Origin of the sequence: Corticibacter populi (assembly GCF_004217315.1) — a bacterium.
Lineage (GTDB): Bacteria > Pseudomonadota > Gammaproteobacteria > Burkholderiales > Burkholderiaceae_C > Lampropedia > Lampropedia populi.
On the sequence record NZ_SGWR01000001.1, the window covers coordinates 1,032,550 to 1,049,922 of the forward strand.

The 17,373-nt window shown below is 64.2% G+C and carries 15 protein-coding genes and 1 pseudogene; 12 read left to right on the forward strand and 4 right to left on the reverse strand.

Annotated features, from left to right (window positions below):
- Positions 1-297: 297 nt before the first annotated feature.
- The 3 genes and pseudogenes from nrdF (at position 298) to EV687_RS04720 (ending at position 2,189) form a co-directional block, all read left to right on the forward strand.
- Positions 298-1,251 carry a class 1b ribonucleoside-diphosphate reductase subunit beta gene (gene nrdF, locus EV687_RS04710; protein ID WP_122226671.1) on the forward strand — a complete coding sequence of 318 codons (954 nt, stop codon included), beginning with the start codon at positions 298-300 and terminating at the stop codon, positions 1,249-1,251.
- 120 nt (positions 1,252-1,371) lie between these two features.
- A pseudogene (locus EV687_RS19325) lies at positions 1,372-1,518 on the forward strand (superoxide dismutase [Fe]); the annotation flags it as partial.
- A gap of 143 nt (positions 1,519-1,661) precedes the next feature.
- Positions 1,662-2,189: a hypothetical protein gene (locus tag EV687_RS04720; protein WP_242612467.1), complete on the forward strand. Its 528-nt coding sequence runs from the start codon at positions 1,662-1,664 to the stop codon at positions 2,187-2,189.
- Between the two features lie 122 nt (positions 2,190-2,311).
- Here EV687_RS04720 and bfr read toward each other — a convergent pair whose 3' ends face one another.
- On the reverse strand, positions 2,312-2,791 hold the full coding sequence (gene bfr, locus EV687_RS04725; RefSeq protein ID WP_122226672.1) for a bacterioferritin: 480 nt from the start codon (positions 2,789-2,791) through the stop codon (positions 2,312-2,314).
- Positions 2,792-3,175: 384 nt separating this feature from the next.
- Between bfr and dapD the strand changes: the two genes are divergently transcribed.
- From dapD to prmB, 4 genes are all read left to right on the forward strand, one after another.
- Positions 3,176-4,000 carry a 2,3,4,5-tetrahydropyridine-2,6-dicarboxylate N-succinyltransferase gene (gene dapD, locus EV687_RS04730; protein WP_122226673.1) on the forward strand — a complete coding sequence of 275 codons (825 nt, stop codon included), beginning with the start codon at positions 3,176-3,178 and terminating at the stop codon, positions 3,998-4,000.
- 121 nt (positions 4,001-4,121) lie between these two features.
- Positions 4,122-5,288 (forward strand): PilT/PilU family type 4a pilus ATPase, encoded by a 1,167-nt coding sequence (locus EV687_RS04735; protein ID WP_122226674.1) that lies wholly within the window; start codon positions 4,122-4,124, stop codon positions 5,286-5,288.
- A 275-nt stretch (positions 5,289-5,563) separates the two neighbouring features.
- Positions 5,564-6,712 (forward strand): succinyl-diaminopimelate desuccinylase, encoded by a 1,149-nt coding sequence (gene dapE / locus EV687_RS04740; RefSeq protein ID WP_207226397.1) that lies wholly within the window; start codon positions 5,564-5,566, stop codon positions 6,710-6,712.
- Between the two features lie 23 nt (positions 6,713-6,735).
- Positions 6,736-7,635 (forward strand): 50S ribosomal protein L3 N(5)-glutamine methyltransferase, encoded by a 900-nt coding sequence (gene prmB / locus EV687_RS04745; RefSeq protein ID WP_122226675.1) that lies wholly within the window; start codon positions 6,736-6,738, stop codon positions 7,633-7,635.
- Between the two features lie 59 nt (positions 7,636-7,694).
- On the opposite strand, the gene EV687_RS04750 is transcribed toward prmB, so the two are convergent.
- Entirely contained in the window at positions 7,695-9,086 is a 1,392-nt protein-coding gene (locus EV687_RS04750; RefSeq protein WP_242612468.1) for a M23 family metallopeptidase, read from the reverse strand.
- A 313-nt stretch (positions 9,087-9,399) separates the two neighbouring features.
- On the opposite strand from EV687_RS04750, the gene tyrS reads away from it, so the two are divergent.
- Both tyrS and EV687_RS04760 read left to right on the forward strand, forming a co-directional pair.
- Complete coding sequence (gene tyrS / locus EV687_RS04755) at positions 9,400-10,611, forward strand: tyrosine--tRNA ligase (RefSeq protein WP_423201062.1); 1,212 nt, start codon at positions 9,400-9,402, stop codon at positions 10,609-10,611.
- Between the two features lie 15 nt (positions 10,612-10,626).
- Complete coding sequence (locus EV687_RS04760; RefSeq protein WP_122226678.1) at positions 10,627-11,013, forward strand: nuclear transport factor 2 family protein; 387 nt, start codon at positions 10,627-10,629, stop codon at positions 11,011-11,013.
- A 163-nt stretch (positions 11,014-11,176) separates the two neighbouring features.
- Here EV687_RS04760 and serA read toward each other — a convergent pair whose 3' ends face one another.
- Positions 11,177-12,406: a phosphoglycerate dehydrogenase gene (serA, locus tag EV687_RS04765; RefSeq protein ID WP_122226679.1), complete on the reverse strand. Its 1,230-nt coding sequence runs from the start codon at positions 12,404-12,406 to the stop codon at positions 11,177-11,179.
- Positions 12,407-12,717: 311 nt separating this feature from the next.
- On the opposite strand from serA, the gene ugpB reads away from it, so the two are divergent.
- On the forward strand, positions 12,718-14,022 hold the full coding sequence (ugpB, locus tag EV687_RS04770; RefSeq protein ID WP_122226680.1) for a sn-glycerol-3-phosphate ABC transporter substrate-binding protein UgpB: 1,305 nt from the start codon (positions 12,718-12,720) through the stop codon (positions 14,020-14,022).
- Positions 14,023-14,151: 129 nt separating this feature from the next.
- Here the strand turns inward: ugpB and EV687_RS04775 are convergent, their stop codons facing one another.
- Complete coding sequence (locus tag EV687_RS04775) at positions 14,152-15,339, reverse strand: aminotransferase-like domain-containing protein (RefSeq protein WP_122226681.1); 1,188 nt, start codon at positions 15,337-15,339, stop codon at positions 14,152-14,154.
- Between the two features lie 162 nt (positions 15,340-15,501).
- Here EV687_RS04775 and panB point away from each other — a divergent pair, with 162 nt between their 5' ends.
- Positions 15,502-16,404 (forward strand): 3-methyl-2-oxobutanoate hydroxymethyltransferase, encoded by a 903-nt coding sequence (gene panB, locus EV687_RS04780; RefSeq protein WP_122226682.1) that lies wholly within the window; start codon positions 15,502-15,504, stop codon positions 16,402-16,404.
- Positions 16,405-16,529: 125 nt separating this feature from the next.
- A complete protein-coding gene (gene panC / locus EV687_RS04785; RefSeq protein WP_122226683.1) occupies positions 16,530-17,366 on the forward strand; it encodes a pantoate--beta-alanine ligase in 837 nt (278 codons plus the stop codon).
- Positions 17,367-17,373 lie beyond the last annotated feature (7 nt).

A 17,373-nucleotide genomic window follows, 5' to 3' on the forward strand; every position in this document is an offset into this window, starting at 1 on the left:
GCCGGTAGCCACCGGGCCGCCGATTTCATTGCACCGATCCCGCAACGGCCCGGCACTGGCCCATGAGCGATGGTCAGTGGGCAATCCTTTTCCCCGGTCCAGCCAGGCCGCTTGCATGAGCATAGGCACGCGCCAGATCGAAGCAAGAGGCCAGCCAGCACCTCTGCGCGGATGCAATGCGACAGTTCCGGAAGCCCCATGGAAACATCGCCCTTGCCATGAATAAATATAGTAATTGCTATACTTTGACTGGAAACCCATTCCATGACACAAGGCGCAGGCCTCCTCCATATAAACATGACACTGACGCGCGCAATCAACTGGAACCGGATCGAAGATCCCATGGACCTCGACATGTGGAACCGTGTGACCGGCAACTTCTGGCTGCCGGAGAAGGTTCCGCTCTCCAATGACCTGCCTTCATGGGCAACCCTGACCGAACAGGAGAGGCATACCACCATCCGCATCTTCACTGGCCTGACCATGCTCGACACGGTGCAATCGTCGGTGGGCGCGCCGCGCATGATCGCGGATGCACTGACGCAGCACGAAGAGGCGGTATTCGCCAACTTCACCTTCATGGAAGCCGTGCACGCCCGCAGTTACAGCTCGATTTTCTCGACACTATGCAGCACCCAGGAAATAGACGACGCCTTTCGCTGGAGCGAGGAGAACCCCCGCTTGCAGGAAAAGGCCGGCATCATCGAGCGCGCCTACCGGGGCGACGATCCGCTCAAGGTCAAGATCCTGTCGGTGCTGATGGAATCGTATCTGTTCTACAGCGGCTTCTTCTGCCCGTTTCGCTGGTCCAGCAAGGGCCGGCTAACCAATACCGCCGATCTGATCCGCCTGATCCTGCGCGACGAAGTCTGCCACGGCTATTACATCGGCTACAAGTTCCAGAAGGGCTACGCCAGCGAGGGCGCGCAACGACAGGCATCGCTGCGGCAGTTCACCCACGACACGCTGCATGAACTCATGGAGAACGAGTACCGCTACGCGGCCGACCTGTACGACCCGCTGGGCTGGACCGAGGACGTCAAGCACTACATGCACTACAACGCCAACAAGGCCTTGATGAACCTGGGGTTCGATGCGCCATACCCCAAGGAGCGCTGCAAGGTGCCTGCGGAAATCCTCGCGGCGCTCGATCCCAGTGCCAACGAGAATCACGACTTCTTCTCCGGTTCTGGATCTTCCTATGTCATCGGCAAGGCGGAACTGACCGCCGACGAGGACTGGAATTTCTGAAGGGTCGTGCCGGGCCGGCCACGCCCTTCCCGCGCCCGCATGGCGCCACCCGCCATGCGCTCCCAGGGTGGCAGGCGCAGCGCGCCGCAAATGCGACAACAAGCAGACAAAGCCCTCACGGTGAAACACGAACTCCCTGCATCGCCCTACCCCAGGACCGCCCTCGCCCCGCACGTGAGCGAGGAGAGCATGGACTACCACTACGGCAAGCACCACCAGACCTATGTGAGCAATCTCAACCAGCTGCTGCCCGGCACCGAATTCGAGATTCGCCATGCCGGCCCCTACACAACGATGCGCCCGCGTCCGACACCGGCACGGCGTACCCACGCATCGCCAGCGCAGGCGGCGGCGCCTAGACTCCTAGACAGGCTTTCAAGCTGTTCCCTGAAACCTTCTGGAGAAAAACGATGAAGCATTCACAGCACAAGCGCTGGACCATCATGGCCGCCATTGCCGGCTCGGCACTGGCGCTGACCGCCTGCGGAGACGGCGGCGGCAACGACGATGATCCCGAACCATCCGATGATCTGGGCGTGCTCACCGTCAGCGCTGCGAGCGCCGACGGCTACAACGGCATCTATGGCAATGGCAATATCGGCCTCACGGACGTGGAGCGCAACGACCCGGTCATCAGTGACAAGCCTGAAGTCTGCGCATTCAATTTCGACCGCGCCGACAAGGTCGGCGACGGCACCAAGACGGCCGAGGGCGATCTGCGCTACCGGCCCGATACCAGCACCATCTACGAAGCCTATGTCACCATTGCCGACAAGAAGTTCAGCAGCGATGACTGGGATAGCACCACCAAGGTCGATCGCGATGGCAACAGGGTTGTCTTCGACGGCTCGCAGCTCAAGGCCACCGATGACAGCGGCATCAGCCTGACGCTGCATGGCGCCATTCCGCTACCGGGCAATCGCCCTGAAGGCTGCTGAGTGGGCCACGAAGAAGGGCCGTGTGATGCAAGCGCGTCACACGGCCCTTCTTCGCGTGGTGGTTGCTTTCGGCGACAACAGGCACTTTCGGGCCTGTTGTCGCCTGCCGCGATCTGCTTGAATCAGTGCGATTCCTCACCCATCTGTGCCTGCAGATAGTTGGGCAGGCCCATTTTCTCGATCAACGCGAGCTGGGTCTCGAGGAAGTCGATGCGCTCCTCAGCCTCGTCGAGCATTCCTTGCAGCAGATCGCGCGAGACATAGTCGAGCACCCGTTCGCACTGCGCAATGCCACTCTTGAGCGCACGCTGCGAATCCAGCTCCAGCGCCAGGTCGCAGGCGAGCAGTTCGGGCACATCCTCACCGATACGCAGCTTGCCCAGATCCTGCAGATTGGGCAGGCCATCGAGCAGGAAGATGCGCTCCATCAATGCATCGGCTTCCTTCATGGCCTTGATGGAAGCCTTGTATTCGCGGTGGCCAAGCTGGCCGAACCCCCAATGCTGCAGCATGCGGTAATGCACGAATGTCTGGTTGATGCCGGTGAGCAGGATCTTGAGTTCCGCCTGCAAATGGGTCATGACCTGAGCGTCGCCAATCATGGGGATTCCTTGTGTGATTCTTATGGGAAGGGGGGCGCGCACCGCGCCCTGCGATCCATGCGCGCAACGGTATTGCATCGCAGCTTCGCATTGTTGCCGCTTGGGCCGCGGCAGGCAATCGACGCCACTGCATGTCCCTGCCAGGACGGTTTTGTTGCGCGTGATATTCAGAAGCGTTTGGAATCTTCCTGCCAGCCCCTGGAGACTGTTGTGGGCCGCCCCACCCGGTGCCATGTCCTGGCCTGCCAAGGTCCCGATACTCGCTTACACTCGACCGATTCCCTGTTTCAGCAACCCCGTGCCTGGCGGCAGGCCAGGTGGCCAGTCCTTGCCTGTGCCACCCGCCCAGTGGCCCGGCACAGCACTTTCCACTGACTCACCTCCATGACCCAAGCCCTGCAAAGCCTGATCGAAAACGCCTGGGAAGAGCGCGCCGCCTTCTCCCCAACCTCCGCCCCCGCCGATGTCCGCGATGCCGTCGAGCAAGTCATCTCCCAGCTCGACAGCGGCGCGCTGCGCGTGGCAAGCCGCAATGGCGTGGGAGACTGGACCGTGCACCAGTGGATCAAGAAGGCCGTGCTGCTGTCCTTCCGCCTGCGCGACAACGAGGTGATCGAGGCCGGCCAGCTCGGCTTCTACGACAAGGTGCCGACCAAGTTCTCCGGCATGTCCCAACAGGAACTGGCCGCCACTGGCGTGCGCGTGGTGCCACCGGCCGTCGCGCGCCGCGGCAGCTTCATTGCCAAGGGCGCGATCCTGATGCCCTCCTACACCAACATCGGCGCCTACGTCGACGAAGGCACCATGGTCGATACCTGGGCCACCGTCGGCTCCTGCGCCCAGGTCGGCAAGAACGTGCACCTCTCCGGCGGCGTCGGTCTCGGCGGCGTGCTCGAACCTCTGCAGGCCAACCCGACCATCATCGAGGACAACTGCTTCATCGGCGCCCGCTCGGAAATCGTCGAAGGCGTGATCGTCGAGGAGAACTCCGTCATCTCGATGGGCGTCTACATCGGCCAGAGCACGCCGATCTACGACCGCACCACGGGCGAGATCAGCTACGGCCGAGTGCCCGCCGGCTCGGTGGTCATCAGCGGCTCCCTGCCCAAGGACGGCGGCAAGTACGGCCTGTATGCGGCCATCATCGTCAAGCGCGTCGATGCGCAGACCCGCGCCAAGACCAGCCTGAACGAGTTGTTGCGCGCCTGACCAGGGCAGCAGCCATGGGGGCCACGCCCGCCGTGAACATGGCTGCCGCTTTGTGAGTTGCCAGCAAGGTGGTACATTTGGCGCCATAACCATTCATTTTGTTACAAAGCCGGGATCGATCATGCCAGCCATGGAACGTTTACTGCGCCTGATGGCGGACAACAAGGCCTCCGACCTCTATCTGTCCGCCCATGCGCCGGTGATGATCAGGGTGCGGGGTGAGACACTTCCCGTCAACAGCCAGCTGCTGGCACCGGAGGCGCCGCTCAAGCTGCTCGCCGAGGTCGTCACGGCCGAACAGATCGGCCTGCTCGAGCGCACCGGCGAGCTCAACATGGGCGTGCCGCTCGAAGGCGTTGGCCGCTTCCGCATCAGCGCCATGCGCCAGCGCGGCAGCTACGCCTTGGTGGCACGCTTCATCCCCAGCGAGATACCCGAACTCGCCAGCCTGCGCCTGCCACCCGTGCTCGAGGAGCTGGCGCTGGAGCGGCGTGGCCTGATCCTGCTGGTGGGCTCGACCGGCTCCGGCAAGAGCACCACCATCGCCTCGATGATGGACCTGCGCAACAAACGCCAGAGCGGCCACATCCTGACGATCGAGGACCCGATCGAATACCAGTTCACCAACCGGCGCTGCGTCGTCAACCAGCGCGAGGTGGGTGCGGATACGGCATCGCTCGAAATCGGCCTCAAGAACGCGCTGCGCCAAGCTCCGGACGTGATCCAGATCGGCGAAATCCGTGACCGTGCCACCATGTCCGCGGCGCTGGCCTATGCGCAGTCGGGCCATTTGTGCATTTCCACGCTGCACGCCAACAACAGCTACCACGCCCTCAATCGCATTCTGAGCTTCTACCCGGTCGAGGTGCGCCCGACCATGCTCGGCGACCTCTCGGCTGCGCTCAAGGCGATCATCTCGCAGCGCCTGCTGCGCGGCCTCGACGGCGAGCGCATTCCGGCCACCGAAGTGCTGCTCAACACCAAGCTGATCTCCGAACTGATCGAGAAGGGCGACTTCTCCGCCATCCGTGACGCCATGCAGCAATCGATGAGCGAGGGCTCGCAGACCTTCGAGGAGTCGCTCGCCTTCATGATTTCCGAAGGCCTGGTCGATCGCAAGGAAGGCTTTGCCGCCGCCGACTCCCCCACCAACCTGATGTGGCGCCTGCAGAACGACTTTGCCATGGCCGCCAATGCCGCCAAAGCCCGCGTGCAAGCCACCGAGCAGGAAAACGACGAGCCTTCATTCACCGAGTTCAGCCTGGACGTGCACGAAGAACAAGCCTGAGCATGGCCCCTCCGCGGGCATCACCGCATCTCGGTAACAGCCGCAGGCTCAACCACAGGGATCCTGTCGGCAGGCCCTAAAATGCCCGGTTCAGGCCGCACCGCGACCAGCAGCATGGCCGACGCGCCGGCCCCCTGCCGCCATCTCTCACCACCCTGAATTTGCCCGGACATTTCGCCGCATGGCCGCCGCCTCCGGTGCCCAGTCTGCCGGCAACGGAGTCACCCGTGACAACCATCACCGCCAACACCGCCCACAGCCGGGCCGCACAGGATTTGTTGCAGGCCCTCATTGCCAAGGCCTCCATCACACCGGACGACGCCGGCTGCACCCTGCTGCTGCAGGAGCGGCTGCAGGCGCTCGGCTTTGCCTGCGAAATCCTCGCCGCCGGCCCTCAGGATGCCCGCGTCACCAACCTCTGGGCCACCCGCAACGGTGCCAGTGCCAACGCCCCCACGCTGGTGTTCGCCGGCCACACCGATGTGGTGCCCACCGGCCCGCTGGCCGAATGGCAGAGCCCGCCATTCGCGCCCACCGTGCGCGATGGCCGGCTCTATGGCCGCGGCGCCAGCGACATGAAAGGTTCGATTGCGGCCTTCATCGTGGCGCTCGAGCAATTCCTGGCCAAACACCCCAGCCCCGAGCTGCGCGTGGCGCTGCTTCTGACCAGTGACGAGGAAGGCCCGGCCACGCACGGCACCGTGCATGTGGTCGAAACCCTGCGCGTGCGCGGCGAGCGGCTGGACTACTGCATCGTCGGCGAGCCCACGGCGGTAGCGCGCACCGGCGACATGATCAAGAACGGCCGACGCGGCAGCCTGGGCGCACGACTGACGGTGCGCGGCATTCAAGGCCACATTGCCTACCCGCATCTGGCTCGCAACCCGATCCACCAGGCCCTGCCGGCACTGGCCGAACTCGCCGCCACCGAATGGGACCGCGGCAACGCCTACTTTCCACCCACCAGCTGGCAGATCAGCAACATCCACGCCGGCGCCGGCGCCACCAATGTGATTCCCGGGGAACTCGTGGTGGACTTCAACTTCCGCTTCAGCACCGAGTCCCCCCACGCCAGCCTGCGCGAGCGCGCCGAGGCGGTGCTGGACCGGCACGGCCTCGACTACCGGATCGACTGGAACCTCAGCGGCGAACCGTTTCTGACCCCGCCGGGCACGCTGGTACAGGCCGTACAGCAGGCCATCGCTGCGGAAACCGGGCTGAGCCCCGAACTCTCGACCACAGGCGGCACCAGCGACGGCCGCTTCATCGCGCGCATCTGCCCGCAGGTCATCGAGCTGGGCCCGCCCAACGACAGCATCCACAAGGTCAACGAAAGCATCGCGCTAACCGATCTGGATGCGCTCACCGCCATCTACCTGCGCACCCTCGAAAACCTCTGCGTCGCCAAAGACACTGGGGCCTGAATCCCGGCTCGGAGCCCCGTACCATGACATCCTCCGCCACCATACCCCCGGTTCTCGCACTGGTCGAACAAGCTGCCGCCCGCCTCGAAGCGGCCGGCGTGCAGTTCGGCCATGGCACCGACAACGCCTTCGACGAGGCCGCCTGGCTGGTGCTGTGGAGCCTGGGGCTGCCGCTCGATGCCGACCTGCACGACGACACCCTGCCCGCCCCCAGTGGTGCGGACCGGCACAAGGCCCTGGCACTGGTCGAGGCGCGCATCGCCAGCCGCAAGCCGGCCGCCTACCTCACCGGCGAGGCCTGGCTGCATGGCGTGCCCTTTTACGTGGACGAGCGTGCCATCGTGCCGCGCAGCCTGATCGCCGAACCCATCGTCGATGCCTCGCTCGACACCTGGCTGAGCGCCTCGACCCAGCGGGTGCTCGACCTGTGCACCGGCAATGGCAGCCTGGCCGTGCTGGCGGCCCTAGCCTGGCCCGAGGTCCACGTCGACGCGGTGGACATCTCCACCGACGCCCTGGCGGTGGCAGCCATCAATGTGCAACGACACGGCCTGGCACAACGCATCCGCCTGATCGAATCCGATGGCCTGGCAGGGCTGGCCGGCCAGCGCTACGACCTGATTCTCTGCAATCCACCCTACGTCAACAGCCAAAGCATGGCAGCACTGCCGGCCGAGTACCGCGCCGAGCCCGGTCTGGCGCTCGCCGGCGGGAGCGACGGCATGGATTTCATCCGCCCGCTGCTGCAGAACGCGGCCGGCTTCATGAACGATGGTGCCGTTCTGGTGCTGGAGATCGGCCACGAGCGCGCCCATTTCGAACACGCCTTTCCAAGGCTGCCGGTGATATGGCTGGAGACAGCGGCGGGGTCGGATCAGGTCCTGCTGATCGAAAAAACCGCGCTGAACACCATGCGTGCCTGAACAAAAAAAACCGGGCTGCAACAGCAGCCCGGCCTCGTCCTTCTGCCGTCAATCCAGGATCACTCGGCGCTCGCCTGCATCATCAGCGGTGCCACCTCGAACTTGGCGCGCATGCTGGCAGCCAGTTGGTCGAAGCGCTCGCGGGTGGCCTTGGCGATCGGCGCGGCGGCCGCACTCTGCTGGGCGATGATCTGCGGATCCTTGAATTCACCGTTGACGCGGAACTCGAAATGCAGGTGTGGTCCGGTGGACATGCCGGTGGAACCGACGGCACCGATCACTTCACCCTGAGCGATACGGTCGCCGGTCTTGACATCGCGGCGGCTCATATGGGCATAGACGGTGACCTTCTTGTCGCCATGGTCGACGAATACCACGTTGCCGTAGCCATTGTTCCAGCCGGAGAACTGCACCACGCCCTCGCCCACCGTGCGGATCGGCGTGCCGGTGCGGGCCGCGTAGTCGATGCCATTGTGGTTACGCCAAGTCTTCTTGATCGGATGGAAGCGGCTGCCGAAATTGCTGGAGACGCGCGAGAACTCCAGCGGCGATGCCAGGAAGGCGCGGCGCAGGTTGGAGCCGTCGAGCGCATAGTAGGCGCCCTTGTCATTCTCGTTCTCCTGGAACCACAGCGCCTGGTGCGCCTTGCCCTTGTTGACGAACTCGGCGCTGAGCACGCGGCCGGCGCGCAACGGCTCACCATCGGCTTCCAGCGTTTCATAGACCACCGTGAAGGTGTCGCCCTTGCGCAGATCCTTGCGGAAATCCACCTCGGTGGAGAAGATCTCGGCCAGTTGCACCGCCACATGATCGGGCACATTGGCGGCGTCGGTGGAGCCGAACAGCGAGCTCTCGATCACACCGCTGGCCAGCCGCGTGGATTTGCTCAGTTCGGCTTTCTCGATGCGGGCGGAAAAGCCCTCACCGTCTTCGGCGCGCTCGACCACCAGGCGCTGGAACATGCCGCTGTTGTCATTCGTCCAGCGCGCCGTCAGGCGTTGCAGCTCGTGGCTGGCGCTGGCTTCGATGGTCACGAAGCGGCCCGGCCGGCCCCACAGGTTTTGATGGGTAACGGCATTGGTGCGCAGAAATGCGGCGGCAGCGGGATCGGCCACGCCGAGGCGCTGCAACAGGCTCTCGGCCGTGTCGCCGGTGCTCAGGCGGTCCGTGCGGTGCAGAACGAAATCATGCTCGGGCACCAGATTGACCAGCGACTGGCCCGACGCCAGCGATTGCACCGGCTGCTCGAGCAGGCGCTGGTAAATGACTTCTTCAGATGCCTGCATGTTGGCCACGGCGAAAGCACCGCCGCCGCCAAGCAGCAACAGGCCACAGACAGCAGCCATCAGGCGTTTGGAGCCACCTCCGGAGGAAGTGAGGGATGAAGAGTCGACCCCGTTCGCATGCGGGAGGGGGGCGGCGCCATTGGGTTCGAGCTGCTCGTTCGACAAGGGTCTGTTCCTGGCTGGCAAAAAAGAAGCCCAGTTGTTCGAGCTCCTGGGTAATCCAGCGCACAATGCGGCCTTCTCTGACACAACCGGCAGACGAAGGCAGGCACAATTTCAGTGTGCACGACCCGCTCGAATCAATGGGTATTCAACGCTCACGGTACTTGCCAATGCGTCAAGCTTGGTTTGGAAGCCCGAAGTTCAAAAGAAGCTTCAGATTCCATACAATAAGCCCGTGAAAACAAACGCAGTATATCGGAATTGACGGTACTGCCAAGCGTTTTATATCCTCATGAATGCATCAAATATTGACAATTTGCCGCTAACTCCTGCCATCGAGGAGGCCTTGGCCGTCTCGCTGCGCGGCACCGACGAGTTGCTGCCGCAGGAGGACTGGATCAAGAAACTCCAGCGAGCCGAGGCCACCGGCACGCCGCTGCGCATCAAGCTGGGCCTGGATCCAACCGCGCCCGACATCCACCTCGGCCACACCGTGGTGCTGAACAAGATGCGCCAGCTGCAGGATCTGGGCCACCAGGTCATCTTCCTGATCGGCGACTTCACCACGCTGATCGGAGACCCCTCGGGCCGCAACACCACACGCCCTCCCTTGAGCGCCGAGCAGATCAAGGCCAATGCCGAAACCTACTACACCCAGGCTTCCAAGGTGCTGGATCCGACCCGCACCGAGGTACGCTACAACAGCGAATGGTGTGACCAGCTTGGCGCGCGCGGCATGATCGAGCTGGCGGCCAAGTACACCGTGGCACGCATGATGGAGCGCAACGATTTCCACCAGCGCTTCCAGGATGGCAGCTCGATCAGCCTGCACGAATTCCTTTACCCGCTGCTGCAGGGCTATGACTCGGTGGCCCTGAAGTCGGACCTGGAAATGGGCGGCACTGACCAGAAGTTCAATCTGATGATGGGTCGCCACCTGCAGCAGGAATGGGGTCAGGAGCCGCAATGCGTGCTGACCATGCCGCTGCTGGTCGGACTGGACGGCGTGCACAAGATGTCCAAGTCCAAGAACAATTACATCGGCATCACCGAGGACGCCAACACCATGTTCGCCAAGGTGCTGTCGATCTCCGACGCGCTGATGTGGGACTGGTATCCGCTGCTGTCCTTTCGCCCGCTGGCCGAGATCGAGGTCTTGCGGGCCGAGGTGGCGCAAGGCCGCAATCCCAAGGACATCAAGGTGCTGCTGGCCAAGGAAATCACGGCACGCTTTCACTCGGCGCAGGCCGCCGATGCGGCCGAACAGGACTTCGTCAACCGCAGCAAGGGCGGCATTCCTGACGACATTCCGGAAATCACGCTCGGCGGCGCCCCGCTGGGCATTGGCGCGCTGCTCAAATCGGCGGGCCTGACGGCGTCGACCGGCGAAGCCAACCGGCTGATCGATGGTCATGGCGTGCGCATCGACGGCGGTACTGTCGGCGACCGCACGCTCAAGCTTTCGGCCGGCACCTATGTGGTGCAAGTCGGCAAGCGCAAGTTCGCACGGGTGACACTGCTTGCCTGAGGCGGGATTGCTGACATGACCGACATTCGCTCCGCACTGGAGGATCTTCTCAACCGTCAGGACATCCCGCTGGAGGAGGCGCTCGAACGCCATTTCAGCCCCGACTACCGGCAACGTACCAATGGGCAATGGGACGACCGCGCAGCCTTCGTACGCCACGTCCGCAAGCTCCGCGAAGTCGTGGCAAGGGCGCGCATCGAGGTGCTCGATGAGTTGCGCAACGGCACAAGCTATGCCGATCGCCACCGCGTCCATGTCACCAAGCGCGATGGTTCGGAAGTTGTGCAGGAGGTCTACCTGTTTGGCGAAGTGGATGCGGCCGGACGCTTCTTGCGCATCGAGGAAACCACGCTGATGCTGTCCGGCGCTGAAGCCGACCGCGACATCGGCAGCGCGAAATGATCTGCGCCAGGCAGCGCATCTGCGGCATGCGCCTGTAACGACACTCCGTGGATGGGGGGGCCCACAACCGTTCCCCATGAAAAAGCCGGCTGCAGTGCCGGCTTTTTCATGGACCTCGCGGCATGTATCACGCGCACATGCGTGACGCACCGCGCAGGTCAGATCAGAACAACACGCGCGTGCGGATCGTGCCCGGCACGTGGGCGAGCTGGTCCTTGACCTTGCCGGCGGTGCCGGCCTCGACGTCGATCACCACGTAGCCGACGGCATCGTCGGTCTGCAGGAACTGCGCCGCCACATTGATCTTGGCGTCCGAGAAGATCTGGTTGATCGCCGACATCACGCCCGGCACGTTCTTGTGGATGTGCAGGATGCGGTCGCGCCCCGGATGCGCCGGCAGCGCCGCTTCGGGGAAATTCACCGAGGTGGTGGTGGTGCCGTTGTCCGAATACTTGACGAGCTTCTCGGCCACTTCGAGGCCGATGTTGGCCTGCGCCTCCATCGTCGAGCCGCCAACATGCGGGGTGATGATGACGTTGTCCAGCCCCCGCAACGGCGACTGGAACTCATCCTTGTTCGAACGCGGCTCGACCGGGAAAACGTCGATGGCCGCGCCCAGCAGTTTCTTGGCCTTGATGGCCTCGGCCAGCGGCTCGATTTCCACCACCGTGCCGCGCGAGGCGTTGATCAGGATCGCGCCCGGCTTCATGGCGGCAATTTCCTTGGCGCCAATCATCCACTTGGTCGAGGCCAGTTCCGGCACGTGCAGCGTGACGATATCACTTTGCGCCAGCAGGTCCTGCAGGCTGCCCACCTGGTGCGCATTGCCCAGCGGCAGCTTGGTGACCACGTCATAGAAGATCACGTGCATGCCCAGCGATTCGGCCAGCACCGACAGCTGCGAGCCGATCGAACCGTAGCCGACGATACCCAGTGTCTTGCCACGCGTCTCATAGGAATTGGTAGCCGACTTGAGCCAGCCGCCACGGTGCGCCACCGCATTCTTCTCGGGGATGCCGCGCAGCAGCAGGATGGCTTCGCCAAGCACCAGCTCGGCCACCGAGCGGGTGTTCGAATACGGCGCATTGAAGACCGCGATGCCCTTCTGGCGCGCGGCTTCGAGGTCGATCTGGTTGGTGCCAATGCAAAATGCCCCCACCGCCACGAGCTTGTGAGCGGCTTCGAACACATCGGCCGTCAGCTGCGTGCGCGAACGGATGCCGACAAAGTGCACATCGGCGATCTTCTGCTTGATATCTTCGGGCGGCAGCGCGCCAGGCAGGGCCTCCACATTGGTGTAGCCGGCCTGCTTGAGCACCTCGATGGCCGAGGGATGGATGCCCTCGAGCAGCAGGAACTTGATCTTGTTCTTGTCGAGCGATGTCTTGGTCATGATGATTGGCAAAAAAATAAAGGCCCTGGGCGGCAGGGCACGGCAGAAACAACAAATGACAATTGACGGCAGGCCGTGATGGTAGCACCAACCCCTGCGCCATGCTGGGGAATCCACCTAGGCTGAATCGACATTCATGATGGGATCGCAAGGGCCATGCGCGCGCCCCAAAGCCGGGGGGCGAGAACGGATGCCGGGTTATCCAGACATTTTTCTGTCATGAATCTGTCTTACCATTCGATTTGACCTCGGGCCTGACCTTGTTCAACCAGATACCTATAAACAACCTACAAACTACGTACGGAGCATTCATGAAACTGCGTCAACTGACCTTGGCGGCTGCCGCCGCCCTCGCCTTTGGCAGCGCCCATGCGCAAACCGAGATCCAGTGGTGGCACTCGATGTCCGCCGCGCTGGGCGACTGGGTCAACGACCTGGCCAAGCAGTACAACGAAAGCCAGAGCGAATACCGCATCGTGCCCACCTACAAGGGCAAGTACGACGAATCGATGACAGCTGCCATCGCGGCCTTCCGGGCCGGTAACGCGCCGCACATCCTGCAGGTCTTCGAAGTGGGCACGGCGACCATGATGGCGGCCAAGGGCGCCACGGTGCCGGTCGGCAAGGTGCTCGAGGATGCAGGCTATCCTTTCAATCCGGACGCCTACATCTCGGCCGTGACGGGCTATTACACCGCGCCCAATGGCCAGATGCTGAGCTACCCGCTCAACAGTTCGACCACCATCTTCTATTACAACAAGGACGCTTTCAAGGCCGCCGGTCTCGACCCGGAACAGGCGCCCAAGACCTGGCCCGAAGTGTTCGAGGCCGCCACCAAGCTCAAGGAAAGCGGCCACAAGTGCCCTCTGACCACCAGCTGGATCAGCTGGACACAGTTGGAGAGCTTCTCGCTGTGGCACAACACCCTGTTTGCCACCGAGAACAATGGCTTTGATGGCACCGGTGCGAGACTGGTCGTCAACACGCCGCTGCACCTGCGCCACTTCGAGAACCTGGCCAAGGCCGCCAACGAAGGCTCCTTCGTCTACAAGGGCCGCGCGAACGAGCCCGATGCCGCCTTCCCGTCCGGCGAATGCGCGATGATCACCGGCTCCTCGGGCCTGTATGCGCGCGTCAGCAAAGAGGCCCGATTCAACTATGGCATCTCCACGCTGCCCTACTACCCCGACGTCGAGGGCGCGCCGCAGAACACTGCCATCGGCGGCGCCAGCCTGTGGGTAATGGCCGGCAAGAACGAGAAGGAGTACAAGGGCGTGGCCGACTTCTTCAATTTCCTCTCGACTGCCAAGATCCAGGCCGCCAGCCACCAGCGCACAGGCTATCTGCCCGTGACCACTGCCGCCTACGAGCTGACCGAGCAGTCGGGCTTCTACAAGGAACATCCCGGCACCGACGTCGCCGTCACGCAGATGATCCGCAAGACCACCGACAAGTCGCGCGGCATCCGCCTGGGCAATTTCGTGCAGATCCGCACCATCGCCGACGAGGAAACCGAGCAGATCTGGGCTGGCCGCAAAAGCGCCAAGGATGCGCTCGACGCCATCGTCAAGCGCGGCAACGAGCAGCTCGAACGCTTCGAGCGCGCCAATCGCTGATCGCCCAACCCGCGCGCCCACTTGGCGCGCGGCAACGATGATGACGTGCCTGCGTGCAGGCCATCATGCCAAAAGCCCGGCAAGTCATCCCTGCCGGGCTTTTTGCACATGGGGCATATCGAATCCCGTTCAGAGTGCCCGTGCCAGCCGCTGCACCCCTTCGATGATCTTTTCGTCCGGTACCGTCGCATAGCTCATGCGGAAGGTGGCCGGATCGGGCTCGGTGGCGTAGAACGGCAGGCCGGGCACCACCGCCACACCCTGCTCGATGCCGCGCCGCACGAAGGCCGCCGCATCACCCGAACGGCCGCCCGCACCCGTCAGCCGTGCCCAGATGAACATGCCCCCGCGCGGCGGCGTGAATGCCAATGCCTCGCCCAGTTCGGCACGCAAGCGTTCCATCATCAGCCGCGCGCGCTCGGCATAGACCTGCTGCACATTCGTCAATGTGGCGGCCAACCGCCCCGTCTGCAGGTACTCGCTGGCGGTGACCTGGGCCAGCATGCTCGAATTCGCGTCGCTGAACTGCTTGCACATCACCGCATTGGCCAGCAGGGCAGCCGGTGCCACCATCCAGCCCAGCCGCAGGCCGGGCGAGAGAATCTTGCTGAAGCTGCCGCAATAGACCAGCCAATCCCGGCTGCCCGGCACCGTCGCGCTCAGCGCCAGCAGCGTGGCCGGCGGCAGCTCGTCGAAATACAGCTCTCCGTAGGGGTTGTCCTCGACCACCACGACGCGGTGCTGCGCCGCCAACTCCAGCACCCGGCGGCGGCGCGCCAGCGGCAGCAGCGAGCCACTGGGATTGCCGAACGTGGGAATGAGATAAACCAGCCTGGGCCGATGCTCGGCAATCAGCCGCTCGAGGGCATCGACCTGCACGCCATCACCGTCGGTGGGCACGGAGATCACCTCGGCCCCGTACAGGCGAAAGCACTGGATGGTGGCCAGAAAGGTCGGTCCTTCCACCAGCACCTTGTCGCCGGGCGAAAGCAGCGTCTTGCCCAGCAGGTCCAGCGCCTGCTGGCTGCCGGTGGTCACCAGCACGTCGGCAGGCGCCACTTGCGCGCCCTGCTCGTGCAGGCGGCTGGTAATCTGCTCGCGCAGCGGCTGGTAGCCCTCGGTCGGCCCGTATTGCAGGCTGGCGGCCGGTTGCTCAAGCACAGCCTTGCGCGCCGCCTCGGCCAGCCCTTCGCGATCGAACAGCGCGGCGTCGGGAAAGCCGCCGGCAAAGCTGATGATGCCGGGCGTGCCCAGCAGTTTGAATATTTCGCGGATCGCAGATGTCTCGACGTTCTGCAGGCGCTTGGCAAATTGCATGCTCGTTTCCATGTGATTCAGGTCTGCTGCGGGCTGTCCCGCACCGGGCAGGAAGCGCGATCATATCCCTGCCGGCCTTGCGTCGCGGACAAGGTGACGACAAAATGCCGTGCCAGCCGATCCGCACCACCACCGACAAGAAATCAGGAGACATCCGGCACCATGACGCAACACAGCAGCCCGCCCCCGGTATCCGAATCCAGTGCAGCCAGTCCCTACGGCACATTGCCCCCGGCCGCCCAGCCGGCCCAGCGCAAGCCCGTGAGCCTGCCGCGCCTGCTGGAGATGCATGCACGCGGCGAGAAAATCGCCATGCTGACCGCCTATGACGCCACCTTCGCGGCCATGGCCGACAGCGCCGGCGTCGATTGCATCCTGGTCGGCGACTCGCTGGGCATGGTCTGCCAGGGGCGCCACAGCACGGTGGGCGTGTCGCTGCAGGAGATGTGCTACCACACCGCCTGCGTCGCCCGTGGCGTGCGGCGCGTGCAGGGCACCACCTGGGTGATCGCCGACCTGCCCTTCGGCAGCTACCAGCAATCGCCCGAGCAGGCACTGCAAAGCGCCGTGCAGCTGATGGAGGCCGGTGCCCACATGGTCAAGCTCGAGGGAGGTGGCTGGACCGCGCCGATCACCGCCTTCCTGACCGCGCGCGGCATCCCGGTCTGCGCCCACCTCGGCCTGACTCCCCAGACCGTGCATGCGCTAGGCGGCTACCGCGTGCAGGGCCGAGGCGACCATGCTGCCCAGATCCTGCGCCAGCAGGCCCTCGAGCTGGCCGATGCCGGCGCGCGCCTGCTGGTGCTCGAGATGGTGCCCGCCGTGCTGGCCGCCGAACTGACGCGCCAATTGCCGCACTGCGCCACCATCGGCATCGGTGCCGGGGCCGGCACCGCCGGCCAGGTGCTGGTGCTGCACGACATGCTGGGCATGAACATCGGCCGCATGCCGCGTTTCGTGCGCAACTTCATGGCCGGCCAGGACAGCATTGCCGGTGCCATGGGCGCCTATGTGCAGGCCGTCAAGCAGGGGCAGTTCCCCGTCGACGCCGAGCATGCCTGGTAACTGATTGCCGCTCCAATTGGCCGCTGGCGGCCCTGCTGCCATGCCGCGAATACCTGAACATCCCACGGATCCCCGCGCGCCCCGACACATTCCGATTTCCGCGTTTCCGCGTTTCCGAACCACACATGCAAGTCATTCATCACATCCCTGCGCTGCGCCAGGCGCTCGCTGCCCAGCCCCAGCCACGCGTGCTGGTGCCCACCATGGGCAATCTGCACGAAGGCCATCTGTCGCTGGTGCGCCAAGCCCGGGCCCTCGGCGGCACCACGGTCGCAAGCATCTTCGTCAACCGCCTGCAGTTCCTGCCTCACGAGGATTTCGACACCTATCCGCGCACGCTGGAGGCCGACTGCGACAAGCTGCGCAGCGCCGGCTGTGACATCGTCTTCGCGCCCAGCGAGGCCGAACTGTATCCCGAGCCGCAAACCTACCGGGTGCAGCCCGACCCGGCGCTGGCCGACCTCCTCGAGGGAGCGTTTCGCCCCGGGTTCTTCACCGGCGTGTGCACGGTGGTGATGAAGCTCTTCCAATGCGTGCAGCCCAGTCATGCGGTGTTCGGGCAGAAGGACTACCAGCAGCTGGAAGTGATCCGCCGCATGGTGCGCCAGTTCGCCATGCCCATCGAGATCGTCGCCGGCGCCACCTGCCGCGCAGGCGATGGCCTGGCGCTGTCATCGCGCAACCAGTACCTCGATCCGGCCGCCCGCCAGGCCGCCGTGCAGCTGTCCCAGGCGCTGCGCTCACTGGCTACCCAGGTGCAGCAGGGCGCGCGCGATTTCCGCTCGCTGGAGGAATCGGCCATGGCGCAACTAGGTCGAGAGGGCTGGGAGCCCGATTACCTGACGGTGCGCCGGCGTGACACATTGCTGCCACCCGCTGCGGATGGCCTACTGCCGCCACTGGTGGCACTGGGTGCGGCGCGCATCGGCGGTGCGCGGCTGATCGACAATCTGGAGTTCTGAAACCCGC